Origin of the sequence: Mesorhizobium sp. M7A.F.Ca.AU.001.01.1.1, assembly GCF_004022735.1 — a bacterium.
Classification (GTDB): domain Bacteria; phylum Pseudomonadota; class Alphaproteobacteria; order Rhizobiales; family Rhizobiaceae; genus Mesorhizobium; species Mesorhizobium ciceri.
In genome coordinates this window covers 1-17,995 of sequence record NZ_RZPF01000026.1, presented here as the reverse complement: position 1 = coordinate 17,995, position 17,995 = coordinate 1, and the positions used below count along the sequence as shown (strand labels likewise).

Genomic DNA, 17,995 nt, shown 5'->3' with positions numbered 1-17,995 from the left:
CAACAATGAGCCACCAAAAGTCGGACGGGTCGCGGCGAGTGAACCGTCGGAATCTACATCAAGTTCGGTGCAGTCGGCCGTGAGCCCCGTCTGCAGGGTCGTCGCTACCGAGCCTGCAAGATCCCTGCCCAGTGTGGTCGCGCCGAGAAGGAGGATTTCGGGTTTATGGGTATTGACCAGATCCGTGAGCGCCTTGGCGAACGGCTCGTTCCGGTAGTCGGCGAGCGGCGGCGCATCGACGATGTAGACAAGATCCGCCCCGTAAGCGAAGGCCTCGGCAACAGCGTCCTCGACCATCTCGCCCGGCGGTCCCAGCACGACGCCCGCGAGCTGGACTTCAAGCTTGTCGGCTAATTTGCGGCCTTCGCCCAGCAGTTCGAATGATACAGGATGCACATTGCCGCGTTCGAGCTCGAGGAAGACCCACACGTGCCGGTAGTCTTTGAAACGGTCGGGAAGTTCTTTCTTTACACCGGCACGGCCGGGGGCAATGCGAGGGGTAGTTTGGCTTGCGGTCGACATTTTCTGCTCCTGGCCGTCACGTGCCGCTGTTGAAGGCCAGCTCATGTTCCAGCGCCGGCCGGCGGGTTAAGATATCGGCGATGAGTTCATCGGCTATGTCCTGCAAGCCCCTTTCCGCGGTGTCGATCTGCGCCGCCCTTTCTGCCCGTGCGGTGGGGGCGAAAACACGCTTGACGACTGTAGGCGAGCCACGCAGACCGCACCGGGTGAGATCGTCAATGCCGGCGTCGGCTGCAGTCCACTTCACGACTTGGCTGCGCGCCGCGCACAGAGCCTGCTGGAGCGAGCCCCGGCGGATTTCGTTGGTGTCTTCCAGCATGGTAATGAGGCAAGGGAGTCTGCTCTTCAGCAACTGGGTGCCGCCTTCGGCGCGACGAGCGACTTCGATCTCTCGCGTATCGAGATCGATGGAGGCAATCTTCGCGACATAGGTAAGTTGCGATAAATCTAGGCGCTTGGCTATGCCCGGTCCGACCTGGGCGGTATCGCCGTCAATCGTCTGCTTGCCGGTGAAGACGATGTCCGGCCTGCCGAAAGTCTCCCCAATTTTTGCGATTGCTTGCGAAAGAGCAAAGGAAGTCGCCAGCGTATCGGATCCGGCAAAATAGCGGTCCGTCAAGAGAACTGCTCGGTCAGCACCGTAACCGAGCGCCTTTCGCAGCGAGTCCTCCGCCATGGGCGGACCCATTGTGAGCACAGTAACCTCGCCACCATGAACGTCGCGCAGTTTGAGCGCTTCTTCGAGGGCGAACAGGTCGTAAGGATTGATGATGGTCGGAACACCCTGACGCATGATCGTGTTCGTCACCGGGTGCACGCGGATCTGTGCCGAATCCGGCACCTGCTTGATGCAGACTACGATATGCATTGGCGGTTTCTCTAAGCTCCCAGTCCGGATTCGTGCTTGGCGGTTCACCTCATTGCCTGCATCGTTCATGCCAAGTCGTCTTCCTGCCTCTATTCCAGAAGGTGGCTTCGTTTGCTTCCGAGGAGGCGTCATGAGGACTGGATTTGTCGACTTCTCGACATTGTCGCGTCGCAGCCGTGTCGGGCTCATTACTTTCCGAACCGCTTCAGTGCAGAGTCGAGCGGGACGAAGGCGCGGCCAGGTGCGGGACATATGTTTGGATCGTGGTCCCTTAGCACCTTGAACACACGTTGCGTGAGCGGCGAGGAAGTCGCGAAATCTTCGTAGGCGCGTTCCAGCTTGGCGCGCACCCGCGCGGCGATTACCTGGTTAGGCAGACCGGAGAAATCTTCTTCGGCAAGGTATTGGCCCACGCGCTTCATGATATGGAGCCGCGAGACATTCATCACTTTCGGGTCGTAGGAGACGTCAAGGCAGGCGAAGAAGTCCTCCGCGGCCGACAGGCCCTTCAGTCGCGCTAGGATATCGGTGCGATCGATCGGGCGGCTATCAGCGGAGCAGTTCATTGTATTCTCCCGGCGCGAAATTGTGGTGTCGATGCATTGGTGACATTGCTGACGGCGTGCCGACCTCTGGCACGGCGGCTGGGCAAGAGACTTGGCGATCTCAAGCTTTTCTGAAGTGGTGAAGGCGACCCCGAGTTTAACTGCTCTCCTTGCGCAGGGTCGTCACGTTGAGGAAGACCTCACGGCTCGTCGGCTATTGTGCCGCTCGGACCCGGGCCGGAATGAAGCTGTTCTGCACCTCGCCCGCACAGTCCAGCACTGGGAACGGCCCGTAGCTTCTCGGTGATCGCAGGCAGGACCTCAAGCACGCGGTCTACGTCATCTTCGCCGTTGTCACGCGACAAGGAGAAGCGGACTGCCCCACATGCCGCGTTCATAGCGATCAGAACATGGCTCGGTTCCAGTGAGCCAGAGGCACAGGCGGACCCGGCGGAACAGGCGATTCCCAGCCGGCTCAGGACAATTGGAATTGCATCGCCTTCGATACCTTCGAATCCAATGTTTGCAGTGTTTGGCAATCGCTCTTGCGGATCGCCGTTGATGGATGTGTTTGGGATGCGCTGGATGATCCCGTTCTCAAGGCGGTCGCGCAACCATTTTATTCGTTTTGTCTCGTCCATGAATTTCAAGGCGAGTTCGGCCGCCATGCCCAGTCCGACTATGCCGGGTGTGTTTTCAGTGCCTGCACGCCGGTCGCGCTCTTGGTGCCCACCCTTGATCATGGAGGAGAAGCGCACGCCACGTCTTACATAAAGCGCGCCTATCCCCTTTGGACCATGCAGCTTGTGGGCGGAGAGCGACAGCATGTCGATCGCGGTCGATTTCAGCTCAATCGGAAGCCTTCCGACCGCCTGCACTGCATCAGTGTGGAAAAGCGCGCCGACTTCCCTGGCTAGATCGGCAAGCTTAACCACGGGAAAGATCGTACCGGTCTCATTGTTCGCCCACATTATCGAGACGATTGCCACTTGTGGGGTGAGGGCGGTTCTGTAGGCGTCCAGGTCGAGCCGGCCGTAGTGATCGACTGGGATAATGTGCACCTTGACGCCGCGCGTCTTCTCAAGGTGCGCGCACAACTTCAGAACGGCCGGATGTTCAACCGCGGAAGTCACTATTTCCGTTCGGTCGGGCATCACCTCCAGCGCCGAAAGGATGGCTGTACTGTCGCTTTCAGTCCCGCCCGAGGTGAAGATGATCTCGTCCTCGAATCCCGCGCCGATGAGGGCTTGCAACTGTTGCCTCGCCTTTCTCACGGCTTCAGCAACCGATGCGCCATAGGCGTGCATGGACGAATGATTGCCAAATTGCTCCGTAAAGAAAGGCAACATCGCTCCAACGACTGCAGGATCAACCCGCGTCGTTGCGTTGTTGTCGAGATAGACAGGGTTCATGGGAGTGATCCTTCAACTGCTGAAATGATTCAAGGGTAGTCGGGCCATTGAACCTCTGGCGCATATCGTATCTGGTAAGGTGGGCGGCCGGGGGAGCGATGGCTTGGCTGACCGGTCGCTGTCGACATTGCCCTTTGGTGGCGGCATCCGCCGGGAATTCAGCTGTTTCGGGCAATTTTGTTTGCTTGCCCACGGCAACGATCGATGATCGCGATTTGGTGCATCACCGAACGCAATTGTTCCGGGCCGACAGTGCGTGTCGGCCGGTTCCAGAGCGCCGGCGGTTACCGGTTCGACGCAGTATTCCTTGGCGTCGCTATAGTCGAACATAGCCTGTTCCCTCGCAATCATTTGCAGGACTTGCCGCAGCCGCACGTCTCACGCGCATTGGGGTTATCGAAAACAAAGCCGGATGTTTCGAGCCCAGTGACGAAGTCCACGGTCATGCCGGCGGCATGGGGTTGGGAGCCTCTATCCATGAACACCTTGAGCCCATCTCGCTCGATGATCGCATCGCCCTCACGTGAGACGCTCTCCAGGCCCATTGAGTATTGGAAGCCGGCGCAGCCGCCGGCATGGACCATGATGCGAAATCCTTCCGCCGGCTCGCTGGCGCGGTAAAGAGCGGCCTTGATGGCGGCAACAGCGTTGTCGGTGAGCGTAATCATGGCTCGATTTCTCCTCGGTCCGGCGTTTTCGTGGATCATCTCGCATGGACCGTGCCAAAGGGAAGACGTGTCAAAAACCGTAGGACATCCCGACGTCTCTTATGCTCGATTGCTGGGGAGACGTCCGACAACCGACACTTACTGTCGGGTTTGTCGCGTCCGCGTCACAGGAAGGGCGCCTGAGTTCGCGATGCACTCACGCGTAAAGCAATGAACAGAGCCAAAGATGTTCAGAGCTTGCCGCGGAGCAACTGGCACGATTTTTGTGAAGCCTTCGTTGCGGCGGCAAAATTGCCGGCCGATTCACCTTTGGGTTGCCCTCGCAATCGAAGAACGAAGGAAAGCAATATGATCCATCAGACCCGCCTTGGTGGGAAAGCAGCACCGCCGGTGGTACCCGAATGCTCGATCGGCCGATTGGCGCCGACCACCCAACAATCGCTCGCTACCGGCGATTGGCCGCTGACCGCCCGGAGACAGGATTCGACTGGCATGTGCCTGACGATCGATCGCGTCCGCCGTGCACATCCCTGAGGCCCGTTTTTCGATCGATCGTCAAAAGAAGAACGGGGCAGGGGTAAAAACATGGATCAGCGCAAGAAGCGGTCGCCCAACGAAATCCGGCGTGCGTGGGAAGTCTGTCCGAACATTCCCGCGCGTGATTTCGCCGCCCAATTGGCCATTTCGGAAGCGGAACTGGTCGCGGCCCATTGCGGTTTCGGCGCGGCACGCATCGACCCGCGCGTCAATCACCTTCTGACGGGCCTCGAATTCGTGGGCGAAGTGACGGCGCTGACCCGCAATCAAGGTGCCGTGCACGAAAAGATTGGCGTCTTCAACAGAGTGATAACCGGCAACAATCACGCCATGGTCCTTGGTGACGAATTCGACCTTCGCGTCTTCCCGCAGGCTTGGAGGTATGGTTTCGCTGTTGAAAGGCGCCATCGCGGCGGAATCCAGCGCAGTTTGCAATTCTTCGACGCCGCCGGCGCAGCAGTGCATAAGGTGCATCTCAGGCCGGTCTCCAACCTTCATGCCTATCGAAAGCTGGTGGCCGAGCTCGTATCCGCCAACCAGGAGCCGACCATGTCGCTTAAGGCGAGAGTAGCCGACCTGGGCGCGAGGACTGCGGACTGGGCCGGCACGGTGGACGACCTACGCGAGTACTGGAGCCGGCTGACTGACGTCAACCTTCTAAAGACGCTCAAGCTCAGCCGCTGCCAGGCTTTGCGCATGGTCGGCCAGGATTACGCTTGGCTGCTCGACAATGCCGCAGTTGGCGCCGTGCTCCAGCGTGCGGCCGAAGACGAATTGCCGATCATGTGCTTCGTCGGCAACCGAGGTTCTATCCAGACCCATTCCGGCTTAATCAAGTCGGTCAAGCAGATCGGGCCGTGCATCCATGTGCTGGACGAAACGTTCCGGCTGCATCTCAGGACCCACCAAATCCGTGAGGTTTGGGCCGTGCGCAAGCCGACCAATGACAGTCACGTCACCTCGCTCGAAGCATATGGGTCCGACGGCAAGATCATCATCCAGTTGTTCGGTGCGCGCAAGGAAGGCGAACGCGAGCGCGACGACTGGCGGGTTCTGGCGGAAAACCTGCCTCGTTTCCCCGACAGCTACATGAGAAAAGACCGATCGTCGTCGGTGGGACGCCGGCGCCCATCTGCCTCCGCAGCCAGTAGCCGGGCATTGAAGCCGAGACCGGGGACACGATGACGCAATAAGCGCGCTGTATTATCGCAACGCGATGAGCAGGAAGCAATTTGGCGCTGCCCCATCGACCGCATGGTTACGACGAAGCCGCGGCCTTTGGGCCGAGCTCAGAGGTGACAATAGCGTGAACGCCGCCGACCGTCACTCCCCACCAGGCGGTCAGGTTTTGCGGTTCGGGCCGAGCAAAAATACTGTCAAGACAGCGAGGAACGTGGCAACCGCGCTGTAGACAAAGACACTGGCAATACCCGTGTGATCCACCAATAGGCCACCGCAAGTTGTGCCGGCTGCGATGGCCACTTGGAAGGTTATGACCATCAGTACACCAGCGCTCTCGGCCTGTTTCGGAGCGGCGCGTAGCACCATCCATGTCTGCAATCCGACCGGGACCGCGCCAAAAGCAAAGCCCCATACGGCAACTGCAATTGCCGAGGTCAAGGCCGATGCTCTCATGGTCAGGAGCGAGACAGCGGCTACGGCAATGAGCAGGGGCGGCAGGGCCGCGACCGCCTTGAGACTGTGTTTGGTGAGGAATGCGCCGGCTAAATTGCCGAAGACGCCGGCCGTGCCAAAAGCAAGGAACACGAGCGGGATTGACTTCTTGTCGAGCGCAGGAACGCTCTCGAGAAAGGCGCGGATGTAGGCGAAGCTGGCAAAATGGCCGGAAGCGACCAATAGCACGACTAGCACCGCAACCTTCATCGCCGGATTCTTCGCGACATCCAGCGGACTGCGGAATCTGCGCACTTCGATCGGAGGCAGTGGCGGAATGGTTACGAGTTGCACGAGCAGCGCAACGGCACTCACGATTGCGGCGACCTTGAACGAGGCTCGCCATCCCCAAATGTCACCGACATAAGCGCCGATTGGAGCCGCGCAGACGGAGGCGACAGAAACGCCGGTGAGGATGACCGACATGGCGCGCGGCATGAGGTGACTTGGAACCAGCCGCATCGCCAACGCTGCCGAAATTGACCAAAAACCACCAAGCGATATGCCAAGGACGACGCGTGCCGCCAGCAAAACCGGCAGCGACCCCGCAACCTCCGCCAGAACGTTCGACAGGATCAGCAGGAGCGTCATCGCCCAGATGACGACCCTGCGGTCCAGACGCTTTGTCACGATGGCGATTATCGGTGCCGAGATCGCCGCGACGATTGCGGCCGCTGTTAGCGCCTGTCCAGCCGTGCCCGTGGTGATACGGAGATCATGCGCGAGCGGTGTCAGAACGCTGGCGGGCAGAAACTCTGCCGTCACAAGCCCGAAGGTGCCGAAGGAAAGCGAAATGATGGCACCCCATGCAGGGCCAGAACGTTGATAGGGACTTTCTGGGTCAAGCCGATCTCGGTCGAACAAAGCCGCGTCCACTAAATCTGTCGCCGATTCGGTCATGAATGAGTTCTCCGGCTAGGAGCTGTTGCAGCAGGGGTGGCTACATCGCCGGGGATCAAAGCCGCGAGACCTTCCGGCGGCGGCCAGTCGGCATCAGTCGAGGCCTCGGAGCCCGACGCATCCGAGGCCTCATCGGAGGGCCGACGGACCCAACCGTCGACAATGCGGGAGAGTTCTCGGCGCGGTCGCATCGATCGCATTCGTCGAAGTGCGGTCTGTTCACTGCGAACCAAGCAAGCCGAACGCGGTGTCCTCGATCGAGGCCTTGATGGGGGGATGATCGACGATCTCTATATTGCTTTGAAGCAGGAAGTTCCGTCGCCATATGTGGTTATCCTGGCAGCCAGAATTGAGCGGTTGTCGCAAGCACCAAGGCGGTCGCAATGAGTGCAACGAGGCGGAAGTCTGATCGATGGCTGCGGTTCGATGGCCGCGCGATCGACAAAATTGAGGTGATGAGTTATCCCTTTTGAAGCCGTTGCTCCCAATTCTGGGATAAGGTAATTGCAGGCGGTCCCAGCAACGTCGGGCGGCCTTTTTGGTGATCGAATTCATGGGACGACACTCTCGGTCCGTGACGCATCTGCGAATGACTCCGCAAGTTCCGTGCCATCAACGACAAATCTGGCTCTGCTGAGCGGGTGGTGGAGGCACGAGCGTGGGCTATCCCAAGAGCTTGCCGCAAGGTTGTTCGAAGTTGAGGTGCCGGATAGACCGCAAATATGTCGGGCGGCCTGGGGTTGGCCAACACGAAGATGCGCAAGTTCAAAAGGACGAGCTGAACCCTTGCCGATATCCATCCGAGGCTGATCTGGAGAAGGTCAAGAACTGCGTCTTGAAGGCTTCCGCCGCACCGGCAAATGCTAAGCCAAGGTGCTGGGCAAGATGGACAGGGCCATCCAACCCGTCGACTGGACGCTCATTAATGGCGTCGGTGTGGCTCTGTAGCTGGCGAGAAAAACGCCCTGCTGAAAGACAAAAGCTCGTGTGGCCGGCTCTGAAGGACGGCCAATGAGGCATGCGAGGAGAGGCTATAGTCCATTCGTGTAGACTGATCTTGTCCTACGGAGGCGGCTAACCACCCCGCCAGACATCATCGAGGGGAGCGCCACTAGGCTCACCCCAAGTGTTGGTCGTTTCCACCTGGTGACCTCGGCCAAGTCACCAAGCCGCTTAGCGCAAGCTTTCGAACTGGATGCTCCCCGGGCACATGATCGGCTAGCGATCCCACCAGTTGAGTTGCTCCAAGTCGCTGTCTAGCATTCTACATTCTGTGTCCGACGCTGGACAAGAATGTTGCAATCCCGACCAGCAAGTCAGCGCAGGCGCCACCTGTTGCCCAGCAAACGGCAAGGATTATCGAAAGACGAATTCGGCACGGAGCTTGCACCGACGATTGCATGCAAATGCCGACAGCATCTCATGAACGGTCTCTCGATTCTGGCGCGGTTAAATCGCGGCCGGTTCCAGATCATGTCCCGCCCGAAATGGTGAGGGACTTCAACCTGTTTACGTCGCCCGGCATGTTGCCGACGGCTAACGGGGATCCGCATGCAGCGGTTGCTTGCGTTCATGCCGGGCCTCCGATCTTTTATTCAACCAGCAACACGCGCGACGGTCGGGGTACCTGGGTCATCACTCGCGCGAGCGACCAGCGCCGGGTGCTGCAGGACACCGAAACGTTTTCCAGCCATCGCAGCATCTTCGCCTCTGTGCTCGGCGAGAGCTGGCCGATGATCCCGCTTGAGCTCGATCCGCCATTCCACGGTGTTTTTCGCTCACTGCTCAATCCGCTGCTTTCGCCAAAGCGGGTAATGGCATTGGAGCCGGCTGTCCGGGAACGAGCGATCAAGCTGATCGACAGGATCGCCGCATCAGGCACGAGCTGCGACATCATGAAGGATTTTGCAGTTCCGTTCGCGGTCAATATCTTCCTTCGCTTTATTGGGCTTTCGGACAACGGACTAGAAACATTTGTCGGCTGGGCTAGAGATCTGCTCCACGGCGATAAGGAGCAACGACCACCCGCAGCCCGGACGATCGTGGCCTTCATCGACGAACTTGCCACCGAGCGCCGCAAGGAGCCGGTCGATGATTTCATGACCTTCATCGTGAAGGCAAAGGTCGAGGGTCGTCTGCTCAGTGACGAAGAAGTCCGTGGCATCGGCGTGCTTGTGTTCGTCGCGGGACTCGACACGGTCTCAGCAGCCATATGCTTCGACTTGGCCCATCTCGCGCGCAACCCCAAAGATCAGGAATTGCTACGAAGCGAACCTGACCGGATTGCCGTCGCTGCGGAAGAATTGCTGCGCGCCTATTCGACCATTCAGATGATCCGAGTGGCAACGAAGGATGTCGACTTCAAAGGCGCGCCGATCCGCAAGGGAGATTATGTTTCCTGTGCCACGATGATTGCCAATCGTGACCCGGCGGAATTCGAATGCCCGAATGAGATCGATCTGGCGCGCGAGGACAACCGGCACGCTGCCTTTGGCTATGGTCCCCATCGTTGTCTTGGCTCACACCTTGCCCGGCGGGAGATTGTCATTGGCCTGGAGGAGTGGCTGGCGCGCATCCCAGCCTTTCGGATCAAGACAGGGACTGAACCTATCACCTTCGGCGGCCATGTGTTCGGGATCGAGAATCTGATCCTGGAATGGTCCTGAAGTTTCAGCCAACGACATTGGAGTTCGCTATGCGTGTCGTCGTACATAAAGCCAGATGCCAGGGTCATGCGCGCTGCTGGGCGCGGGCGCCGAGAGTCTTCAAGCTTGATGACGCCGGCTACATCTTGCCCGGTGATATTGATGTTGCCGATGGGGAGCAACTGCTTGCCTCAAAAGGGGTACGAGCCTGCCCCGAACAAGCTCTGGAAGTTGACGAGCCCCCCGCTAACTCAGTTGTAGAGAGAGACACACGCAAAGTGCAGACTGGCATCGGGAAGGACAAAACAATCATACAATTCGCGACAGACCCTGTCGACCACGCGAAAATTACCGAACTGCGTGACCGAGAGGCGATCCGCAACTGCCTGTATCGGTACTGCCGCGGGATAGACCGCGCCGATGAGGCGGCGCTGCGTAGCGCATACTGGCCCGAAGCGTATGACAGGCACGGTCCCTATTGCGGACCGGCAGAGGACTTCATCCAATTTGCTCTCGGTCTGCCGGGGCACCGTAACATCCATCAAATCACGAACAGCCTGATCGACTTCATCAGTTCAGCAGAGGCCGCGGTCGAGAGCTATTTCACCGCGCTGCAACGCGGACCGGATACAGACCAAGAAATACGTCAGACGCTGCTTTGCGGCCGTTACTGCGATCTGTTTCAGAAGAGGCAGGACGAGTGGCGAATTGCGGAACGGACAGTCGTCTACGATTGGGTTGAGGAGCAAATCCCGCCAGCGATTCTTGAGGCAGATAGGTTCGGCCGGCGACAGCCGATTGGAGCACCACATCCAGACGATCCCATCTACCAGTTGCTCAAGGGTCACATCCCCACCGACCAAGATGGCGTCGAGGGTCCCCAACTGGGAGCTGCATAAGTGGGTAGGAATGGAGGATGAGCGCCCTACGGGAACGACATCTGTGTGGGGCCGCGACTGGCGGTCACTGCAACGATTTGGCTCGGCCCTTCATTCCGCCCAAGGTTGATGGGCTGAGATCACAAGCGGTCATCGTGGAGAAGCTCTCGTGAAACTGGCAGCACGCACCGTAATCATCACAGGCGCTGCGGGCGGGATCGGCCGTGCCCTGGTCGATATCCTTGCCGCGGACGGAGACACTGTAGTTGCGGTGGACCTTCCGGGCAGTGGTGTGGTTGAACTGGCTCGGGATCTCGGGTCGCCGCACGTCGGTCTGGAGTGCGATGTGTCGCGAGAGAAGGACATGCTCTCACTTTTCGGCCAGGTCGAAGCACGGTTCGCGCAAATCGATGTCCTCATCAACAATGCGGCGGTTGGACCCACGATGGATAGGATCATCGACACCGCTGTCGATACCTTCCGACGCGGCGTGACAGTGAACCTTATTGGGCCATTCGTTATGGCCCGGGAAGCGGCGCGGCGCATGAAGCCGGGCGGTGCGATCGTCAATGTGGCTTCGATGGCGGGCGTGGTCGGCAATCCCAGGCGCAACGCCTACGCAGCCTCGAAAGCTGGCGTGATCTCGTTGACAAAGTCCCTTGCATGCGAGTGGGCTATGCGAGGAATCCGCGTCACGGCGGTGGCGCCGGGCTCCGTCCGCACCCCAATGGTCACAGAACTGGCACGCGCTGGCAAAATGGACCTCGCGGCGATACGCCGCCGCGTGCCGATGGGGCGCTTGGCTCGCCCCGACGAGATCGCCAGGGTCGTGCGTTTTCTGAGCAGCACGCAGGCGCGCTACATCACCGGCTCGGTGCTGGCAGTCGACGGAGGCTGGATGTCATTCAACCAGCCGGGGGATGCTCACCCGCCGGTGGATGGTGCGCTCCAAGCCGAGCTCTCCTGTCCGGCCGAATGCACAGATGCGCGAATCGTGCTCGTCACCGGTGGCGCAAAAAGCATTGGCGCGGCCGTCGCTCGCCGCTTTGCCGCGAACGGCGACACCGTCGTGATTGCTGATAAAGATGGCACTGCAGCGGCAGAGCTGGCTACATCGCTCCCCGGCAAGCATCTGGCGAAATCGCTGGACGTGGCCGTCGAGAGCGATGTGGTGTCGATGTTCGAAGAACTGAGGGGACGCTTCGGGTATATCGATGTTCTGGTCAATAGTGCTGATACCGCCGACAGGATTGTGCCTGCGATCGAGCAACTGTCGAAACAGCTCGAACACGTCCTGGATGTCAACCTTACCGGCGCCTTCACCTGCGCGCGCGAAGCGATCAAGGCTATGCGCCCGGGCGGCGTGATCCTCAATCTCGGGTCGATCGACAGCTTTCTGCCGTTCGCGCCGCGCCATGCCTACGGCGCCTCCAAGGCGGGGATGGATATGCTGACCCGTTGCATGGCGGCCGAACTCGGGCCGGTCGGAATTCGGACAGCCACCGTCGCTCCTGGCCACATCCGCACGCCCGCACTTGCTCAGTTGGCCAAAGCCGGCCGCATCGACCTGACAGCAATCGGACGACGCATCCCCATGGGCAGGATGGGACGGCCAGAAGACGTCGCAGATGCATCGTTCTTCCTTGCTTCGTCTGACGCCTCATACATCAACGGCTCGATCCTCTACGTGGACGGCGGCTGGACCTCGTTCGGTGATGCGGGAAACGCCAGCGAGCTCTATGACGAATGTTTTGCGGAGGCCGCAGGTTAATTGCCAGGCCTTCGCAGGGCGACCGGCCGAGCATTATGAAGCCTCGGCTCCACGACGCACCTGAGGTGCTTGAGATCCAAGCATGCGCATGCCGAGCACATTCCCGGTCGGCTGACGTGTCTATAACGAGGAGAAATCATGGAATTTGCCACTTTCATTCTGGCCGCCCAGCGTGGCTATCACCAATCCTCAGAAAGCGTCATCCGCAACTCCATCGAACAGGCCGTCGCTTCGGAGCAGGCTGGGTTCAACACCGCGTGGTTTGCTGAGCACCACTTCAACAATTACAGCCTCATACCATCCCCGCTGATGATGGTGGCGCACTGCGGCGGCTTGACAAGCACGATTCGCCTGGGCACTGCCGTCTGCGTGCTGCCGCTTTACCAACCGCAGCGCCTGCTGTCCGAGATCGGCTTCGCCGACATCGTTGCGAACGGCCGTCTCGAGCTCGGCGTAGGCTTGGGATACCAGCAGTTCGAGTTCGAACGGTTCGGCGTGGACATCGATGAGGCGCCGGCCGTCTTTTCGGAATACCTGGACATCATTCTCAAGGGCCTCAACCAAAACGTCTTCGAACACGACGGCCAGTATGAGAAGATCCCCCCAACAGCGATTTCGGTCCGCACAGTCCAGCAGCCGACGCCGCCTATCTGGATCGCTGGCGGAGCCGCACGGATGGCTCGGGCCTACCGCGAGGGGCACAATTTTTTTGTCACAGCCTTCCACGACGGCTTAGAGACTTTGACCACACTGCGTGAATCAGTCGAGAGGGCGGCGGCATCCGAGGAAAAGAACGTCACCGACGTCAAGATATCGCTGCTGCGCTGCTGCTATGCCAGCCACGACGAGTTGGAGATCAACAGCTATCTCGACAATGCCCGCTTCCAGCGCCGGCTTTCTGAAGCCCTGCATCAGCGTCGCCAACAGAGCCACGATGGCTACCTGCTGCAGGAGACACCGACCCAGCAGGATCTGTCCTTCGAGACCATGCGCAAAAATTTGCCGATTGGCAGCGTAAATCGCGTGATTGATCGCCTGCTGGAAGAGATCGATATCTTGAAACCGGACCAGATCGCAGTTCAGACTCAATTGGGCGACTTCGACCAAAAGACGATGCTGCGCCAGATCGAGCTCTGGGGCGACAAGATCATCCCTGCGGTCAACAAGGCGCTTTGTCATGCCGGAAGCTGAAGCCGGCCGTTACGATGATGGCTGCCTATCCAGCGCGCAATGGCGTGGGTCCGAGCTAGGGAGGAGCTTCGATCAGCATGTGCTGCCCTGCGTACATTCACGTTCGCTTGAGGAGGTCCAGGCGGGCGAGGTGTTGGCGACGGAGGGGACAGGCCTTTCGTCTGTCGAATTGCGTGATGTCTTGGCCGCAACTTTCCCGTCTACCTCCAGCAGCGTATTCGCTTTGGAGGAGTTGAGCGAGCCCGAGCCGGAACTGGAAGAGGAACTGCTACGCCGGCTGCTGCTAGCGCATGCTGCGCCGGCCGACCCGGCGAGCGCCCGCTTGGCCAAGATCATCGCCCGGCGTGCGATGCGCATGGACCATCTTTGGCGGGATCTTGGCCTCTCAAATCGCGCTGAGCTCAGCCGCCTGCTTGCCAGACATTTTCCCGCGCTGGCGGCAGGCAACACAGAAAACATGAAATGGAAAAAGTACTTTTACCGCAAGCTGTGTGAGGCCGAAGGCTTTTCGTCATGCACAGCACCCAGTTGCGGGGAATGCCATGACTTCGAAAGCTGCTTCGGCCCGGAGGAAGTTGAGAGTCGCCTCTCGCCGACCACGAATGTCGGTTAGTCACTTCGCTTGATCGCAGCTGCGGACAAACGCTTATCGCGGCGCCGTCGTATGGAGGAAGGGATGTTCATCGCCTCGCGATATTTGGTGACGGTACGGCGAGCGACATCGATGCCGGTCTCCTTGAGTTGAGCAACGATGTCTTCGTCGGAATGTACCTTGTCGAGCGATTCTTCGGCTATGATTGCCTTGATCCGATGGCAGACAGCTTTGGCGGAGTGCGCATCGCCGCCCTCGCAGGATGCGATTGGCGCAGCGAAAAAATACTTCAGCTCGAACACCCCGCGCGGAGTCAACATGTACCTGTTCGAAGTCACCCGGCTTACCGTCGACTCGTGCATGCCGATCTCGTCAGCGACATTTTTGAGACAGAGAGGCCGCAGATGGGCGGCGCCGTGTGTAAAAAAGGCATCCTGCTGGCGCACGATTTCGGTCGCAACCTTAAGGATCGTCTTAGCGCGCTGCTTGAGACTGCTGATCAGCCAGTTCCCTTTTTCCTGGCAATTGTCGAGAAACGCTTTGCCTTCCGGATTTTGCTTGGTCAGCTGCGAGATTTCGGCGACATAGGTGTGGTTGATCAACACTTTGGGCAGCGTGGCCGGATCAAGCTCCACCCGCCATCCACCTTCGGACTTGGGCATTACCCAGACGTCCGGTACGATGGTTTCCGGCGTCCCGGACTGGAACCGGTCTCCAGGCTTGGGATCGAGCGCGCGGATTTCGTTCCTCATGTCGAGGAGATCCTCCTCGTCGACTCCGCAACGCTGCTTCAATCCCTGAAAATCCCCCCGTGCAAGCATCTCGAGATTGGCGACCAAAGCTGCCATAGCCGGGTCGAACCGGTCTTGCTGGCGCAGCTGAATCTCCAGGCATTCGCTGAGAGTTCGCGCAAAAATGCCCGGCGGATCAAATTGCTGCAAGATTCCGATGACCCGTTCCACATCAGCTTGCCGAACGTTTAACGTCCTGGCCAGATCGAAAAGGTTTACCTGAAGATAGCCAGTGTCCTCCAGATGAGCGGCGAGCTGTCCGGCAATCAGCCGCTCCTGGGGGGTGAACGGGTTGAGGGCGACCTGGCGGGCGACATGGTCGTGCAATGTTTCGGTGTGGGCGGTAAACTCCTCGACGGCAGGTCGATCGTTGCCGCTACTGCGTTGCGACTTCCATTGCCCGCGCCCGCCAGACGGCCCGCCAATGGGCGATTCGCCGATTTCGCTTCTGCTTTGACTGCTCCGCTGATCCACCCCTGGCAGCGGCGAATCGTCGTCAAACGGGTCAGGCTTCAAAACGGGGTTCTTCTCGAGTGCCTGCTGCACGAGCTGATGGAGTTCAGTATGCGTCAATCGCAGCAAGCGAATAGCTTCAATGGCTTGAGGCGATAAGACCATACGTTGCTTCTGGCGTTGAAGCAGGCTTGCTGAGAGATGCATGTTGAACCGTGATCTGCCGAGGAGGCTCTAGTGTGTGCTTGGGTTGTGTGAGACTTTCCACTTCTGGGTCATGCCGCCGCCTTCAATTTGTCGAGAACGTTTTGCGGGGATGAAACGCCATAGGGGTCCGTCTCGCAGTTGTCACAGAAGCCTTCCTCCTCGAACCACTGCTCCACCACGCCATCGTCGATCAGAGCGGCGTATCGCCAGGAGCGCATGCCAAAGCCCAGATTGTCCTTCGCGACCAGCATGCCCATTTTGCGCGTGAACTCGCCCGACCCGTCTGGGATCAGCTCGATCTTCTGCAGCCCCAAGGACTTTCCCCACGCATTCATGACGAAAGCATCGTTGACCGAGACGCAGTAGATCGCGTCAATTCGCAGTTCCAGAAATTGATCATAGAGTTTTTCGAAATCGGGCAGTTGGAAGGTCGAGCAGGTCGGGGTGAAGGCGCCAGGCAGCGAGAACAGGATGATGCGCTTGCCCCCGAAATAATCGTCGGAGGTCTTGTTCTCCCACTGATAAGGATTTGGCCCCCCGATCGACTCATCGCGAACACGCGTGCGAAAGGTCACGAGAGGAACGTTCTTTCTATAGGTCATTGATTTGCTTCCAGGCCAAAGTGGTACGGTGCATTTTTCGGTTAAACTGAAGCGGCATCGACTTCGGTCGACAGTTCCGGCAGCCTCGCGCCTTGGCGTGGTTGCCTCGGACCGGTCTTGTGCAAGACCGCCCCCGAGCAGGCACGTTTAACGGCGACGAGCTTCCGCGGAGACGGGGAATTTTGCTCGCGTGCTTTATCGAGCTTTGAGAGGTAGGCATGGTCTGCAACCGTGATTTTGACTGCGTTCTATCGACCGAGTCGCAAGCGCCATGCCAATTGACCCGATGCCTTGGGTTCACTTCGGTTTTTGCAGCAACTTTCGTGTTGTGCAGTAATGCCGGTCGATATTATTGCTCAAGCAGCACTGGAAATTGGGTGCGACTCCGTTCGGCAAACCCGGCCTTTGTCCGAAGCCGGACACGAATGTCGGAAATAGCCAAACGCCAGGATCTGGGGCGGGTTAAGAAACGTTGCCGTGGGCACCGGCTTCAGCACAATTGCGCCACGCGAGCATGGCTCCCAGCGTCAATGCCGTGCAGCAGCGAGACGAAGTCACTGCAGAATATCAACCTCTGCGAAGTCGTTGAAACCCAGCATGTGCGAGCCGTTCGAGGCGCAGATCAAGGCATGCTCGAGGAAGAGCTCGTGCTCTCGGCAGCAAGTGTTGCGACGTCTGACAAGGATCGTCGCGCTTCAAGGAAAAGAACCTGAATGGTGCACGGCTTGTGAAGGCCGGCGCATGGAAATGGCTGGGCTGATCATCCTCCATGAGGGTTGAATGAAGAGCTGGCCCCTATCTCCCTCAGCTGCAACGGGGGGAGATAGGGCATGTCCGTCTATCGCGCTGGGTAACATTCCTCGGTGATGCAATAAGGGGGAGCAATTTCTCATTTCGGCAGACACGACCCAGCTCTCCTTTCATGCGCTGATTCCCCCAGGGGAAATCGCGACTCCAGGCTTCCTATGCAGCGAATCGCGGTGCTGTCCGATGTCCGACAATGTCGGATGCGGATCGTAGCTGGGCTAGATCCGTCACTTTGCCTCGATGGTTTCCCACTGGCCTTATATCTGCTTCGCCCAAATGCGGCGACATAACCTGTGCGGCATCTGTGAATGGATCGACTTCAATCGAGACCTCGGAGGTCCCGATGCGCGAAGGGAGCTTGCCGATATGACGGCCACCATAGCGAACCACGGTCCGGACGACGAGGGGACTTGGATCGGCGGGCCTGCGGCGCTGGGACACCACCGCCTGGCAATCATCGATATCCAGGGCGGCCGCCAGCCGAGGATGCTCCAGGGGGATGGCCGACCTGACTTGGTGCTCGTCTACACGGGTGAGACTTACAACTACCGCGAGCTGCGTCAACAGCTGGCCGGCCTAGTCCATCGCATGAACACGAGCAGTGACACCGAGGTGGTGCTGCACCGCCCCCGCGAGTAGGGCTCTTCGGCGGGTACACTTTTTTCACGAAATCCGTGAATGTTTCTCGCGACATCATCCCGCAATCGGTGGTGCAGCGGGTGAAGAGCCCGTATCCGGCTATCCAGAATGCCGCCTACGACAAAATACTACGTACGCGGTTCACTGTGATGCTGGACGACCTAGTTGTGGAGCTTCAACAGGTTGTCCTCGATCAGGGCGAGGCGACTGATAGGCGTTTTTGACTTTAGGCTGCCATGTGGACGATGCCAATTGTATCTGTGCAGCCAGACAGGCAGTTCGGCGGCACGATG

At 59.1% G+C, this 17,995-nt stretch carries 15 protein-coding genes and 3 pseudogenes; 9 read left to right on the top strand and 9 right to left on the bottom strand.

The features are described from left to right. The 5 genes from EN884_RS03330 to EN884_RS03310 all read right to left on the bottom strand — a co-directional run. Positions 1–522 (bottom strand): electron transfer flavoprotein subunit alpha/FixB family protein (locus EN884_RS03330; protein ID WP_164894917.1); only part of this gene is annotated, 522 nt, incomplete at its 3' end. Positions 523–538: 16 nt separating this feature from the next. Then, complete coding sequence (locus EN884_RS03325) at positions 539–1,390, bottom strand: electron transfer flavoprotein subunit beta/FixA family protein (protein WP_063169390.1); 852 nt, start codon at positions 1,388–1,390, stop codon at positions 539–541. A gap of 188 nt (positions 1,391–1,578) precedes the next feature. Continuing rightward, positions 1,579–1,956, bottom strand: coding sequence for a nitrogenase stabilizing/protective protein NifW (gene nifW, locus EN884_RS03320; RefSeq protein WP_063169389.1), 378 nt, complete (start codon positions 1,954–1,956; stop codon positions 1,579–1,581). A 179-nt stretch (positions 1,957–2,135) separates the two neighbouring features. Beyond that, complete coding sequence (gene nifS / locus EN884_RS03315; protein WP_063169388.1) at positions 2,136–3,347, bottom strand: cysteine desulfurase NifS; 1,212 nt, start codon at positions 3,345–3,347, stop codon at positions 2,136–2,138. A gap of 347 nt (positions 3,348–3,694) precedes the next feature. Then, entirely contained in the window at positions 3,695–4,015 is a 321-nt protein-coding gene (locus EN884_RS03310) for an iron-sulfur cluster assembly accessory protein (protein ID WP_029356570.1), read from the bottom strand. A gap of 210 nt (positions 4,016–4,225) precedes the next feature. On the opposite strand from EN884_RS03310, the gene EN884_RS03305 reads away from it, so the two are divergent. Further along, positions 4,226–4,549: a hypothetical protein gene (locus EN884_RS03305; RefSeq protein WP_126066777.1), complete on the top strand. Its 324-nt coding sequence runs from the start codon at positions 4,226–4,228 to the stop codon at positions 4,547–4,549. A 51-nt stretch (positions 4,550–4,600) separates the two neighbouring features. Beyond that, positions 4,601–5,632: pseudogene (locus EN884_RS03300) on the top strand (ChuX/HutX family heme-like substrate-binding protein); the annotation flags it as partial. Positions 5,633–5,893: 261 nt separating this feature from the next. Here EN884_RS03300 and EN884_RS03295 read toward each other — a convergent pair. Then, positions 5,894–7,126, bottom strand: coding sequence for an MFS transporter (locus EN884_RS03295; protein ID WP_063169386.1), 1,233 nt, complete (start codon positions 7,124–7,126; stop codon positions 5,894–5,896). 1,487 nt (positions 7,127–8,613) lie between these two features. Between EN884_RS03295 and EN884_RS03290 the strand changes: the two genes are divergently transcribed. From EN884_RS03290 to EN884_RS03270, 6 genes and pseudogenes are all read left to right on the top strand, one after another. After that, on the top strand, positions 8,614–9,792 hold the full coding sequence (locus EN884_RS03290) for a cytochrome P450 (RefSeq protein ID WP_063169385.1): 1,179 nt from the start codon (positions 8,614–8,616) through the stop codon (positions 9,790–9,792). Next, a pseudogene (locus EN884_RS39300) lies at positions 9,783–9,944 on the top strand (ferredoxin); the annotation flags it as partial. The gene EN884_RS03290 and the pseudogene EN884_RS39300, both read left to right, overlap by 10 nt. A gap of 138 nt (positions 9,945–10,082) precedes the next feature. After that, the gene (locus tag EN884_RS03285; protein ID WP_050580531.1) at positions 10,083–10,670 is read left to right on the top strand and encodes a nuclear transport factor 2 family protein; all 588 of its coding nucleotides are present in this window, start codon (positions 10,083–10,085) and stop codon (positions 10,668–10,670) included. 148 nt (positions 10,671–10,818) lie between these two features. Further along, complete coding sequence (locus EN884_RS03280; RefSeq protein WP_063169384.1) at positions 10,819–12,420, top strand: SDR family oxidoreductase; 1,602 nt, start codon at positions 10,819–10,821, stop codon at positions 12,418–12,420. Positions 12,421–12,558: 138 nt separating this feature from the next. Then, complete coding sequence (locus tag EN884_RS03275; RefSeq protein ID WP_063169383.1) at positions 12,559–13,611, top strand: LLM class flavin-dependent oxidoreductase; 1,053 nt, start codon at positions 12,559–12,561, stop codon at positions 13,609–13,611. Beyond that, on the top strand, positions 13,598–14,224 hold the full coding sequence (locus EN884_RS03270; protein WP_063169382.1) for a nitrogen fixation protein NifQ: 627 nt from the start codon (positions 13,598–13,600) through the stop codon (positions 14,222–14,224). Before EN884_RS03275 ends, EN884_RS03270 begins: the two co-directional genes overlap by 14 nt. Here EN884_RS03270 and rpoN read toward each other — a convergent pair. Continuing rightward, positions 14,221–15,654 (bottom strand): RNA polymerase factor sigma-54, encoded by a 1,434-nt coding sequence (gene rpoN, locus EN884_RS03265; protein ID WP_063169381.1) that lies wholly within the window; start codon positions 15,652–15,654, stop codon positions 14,221–14,223. The two genes, EN884_RS03270 and rpoN, sit on opposite strands and share 4 nt — an antisense overlap. A gap of 68 nt (positions 15,655–15,722) precedes the next feature. After that, on the bottom strand, positions 15,723–16,256 hold the full coding sequence (locus EN884_RS03260) for a peroxiredoxin (protein WP_063169380.1): 534 nt from the start codon (positions 16,254–16,256) through the stop codon (positions 15,723–15,725). Positions 16,257–17,429: 1,173 nt separating this feature from the next. On the opposite strand from EN884_RS03260, the gene EN884_RS03255 reads away from it, so the two are divergent. After that, complete coding sequence (locus EN884_RS03255) at positions 17,430–17,702, top strand: hypothetical protein (protein WP_199489650.1); 273 nt, start codon at positions 17,430–17,432, stop codon at positions 17,700–17,702. A 161-nt stretch (positions 17,703–17,863) separates the two neighbouring features. On the opposite strand, the pseudogene EN884_RS03250 reads toward EN884_RS03255, so the two are convergent. Further along, positions 17,864–17,995 (bottom strand): annotated as a pseudogene (locus tag EN884_RS03250) (IS481 family transposase); the annotation flags it as partial.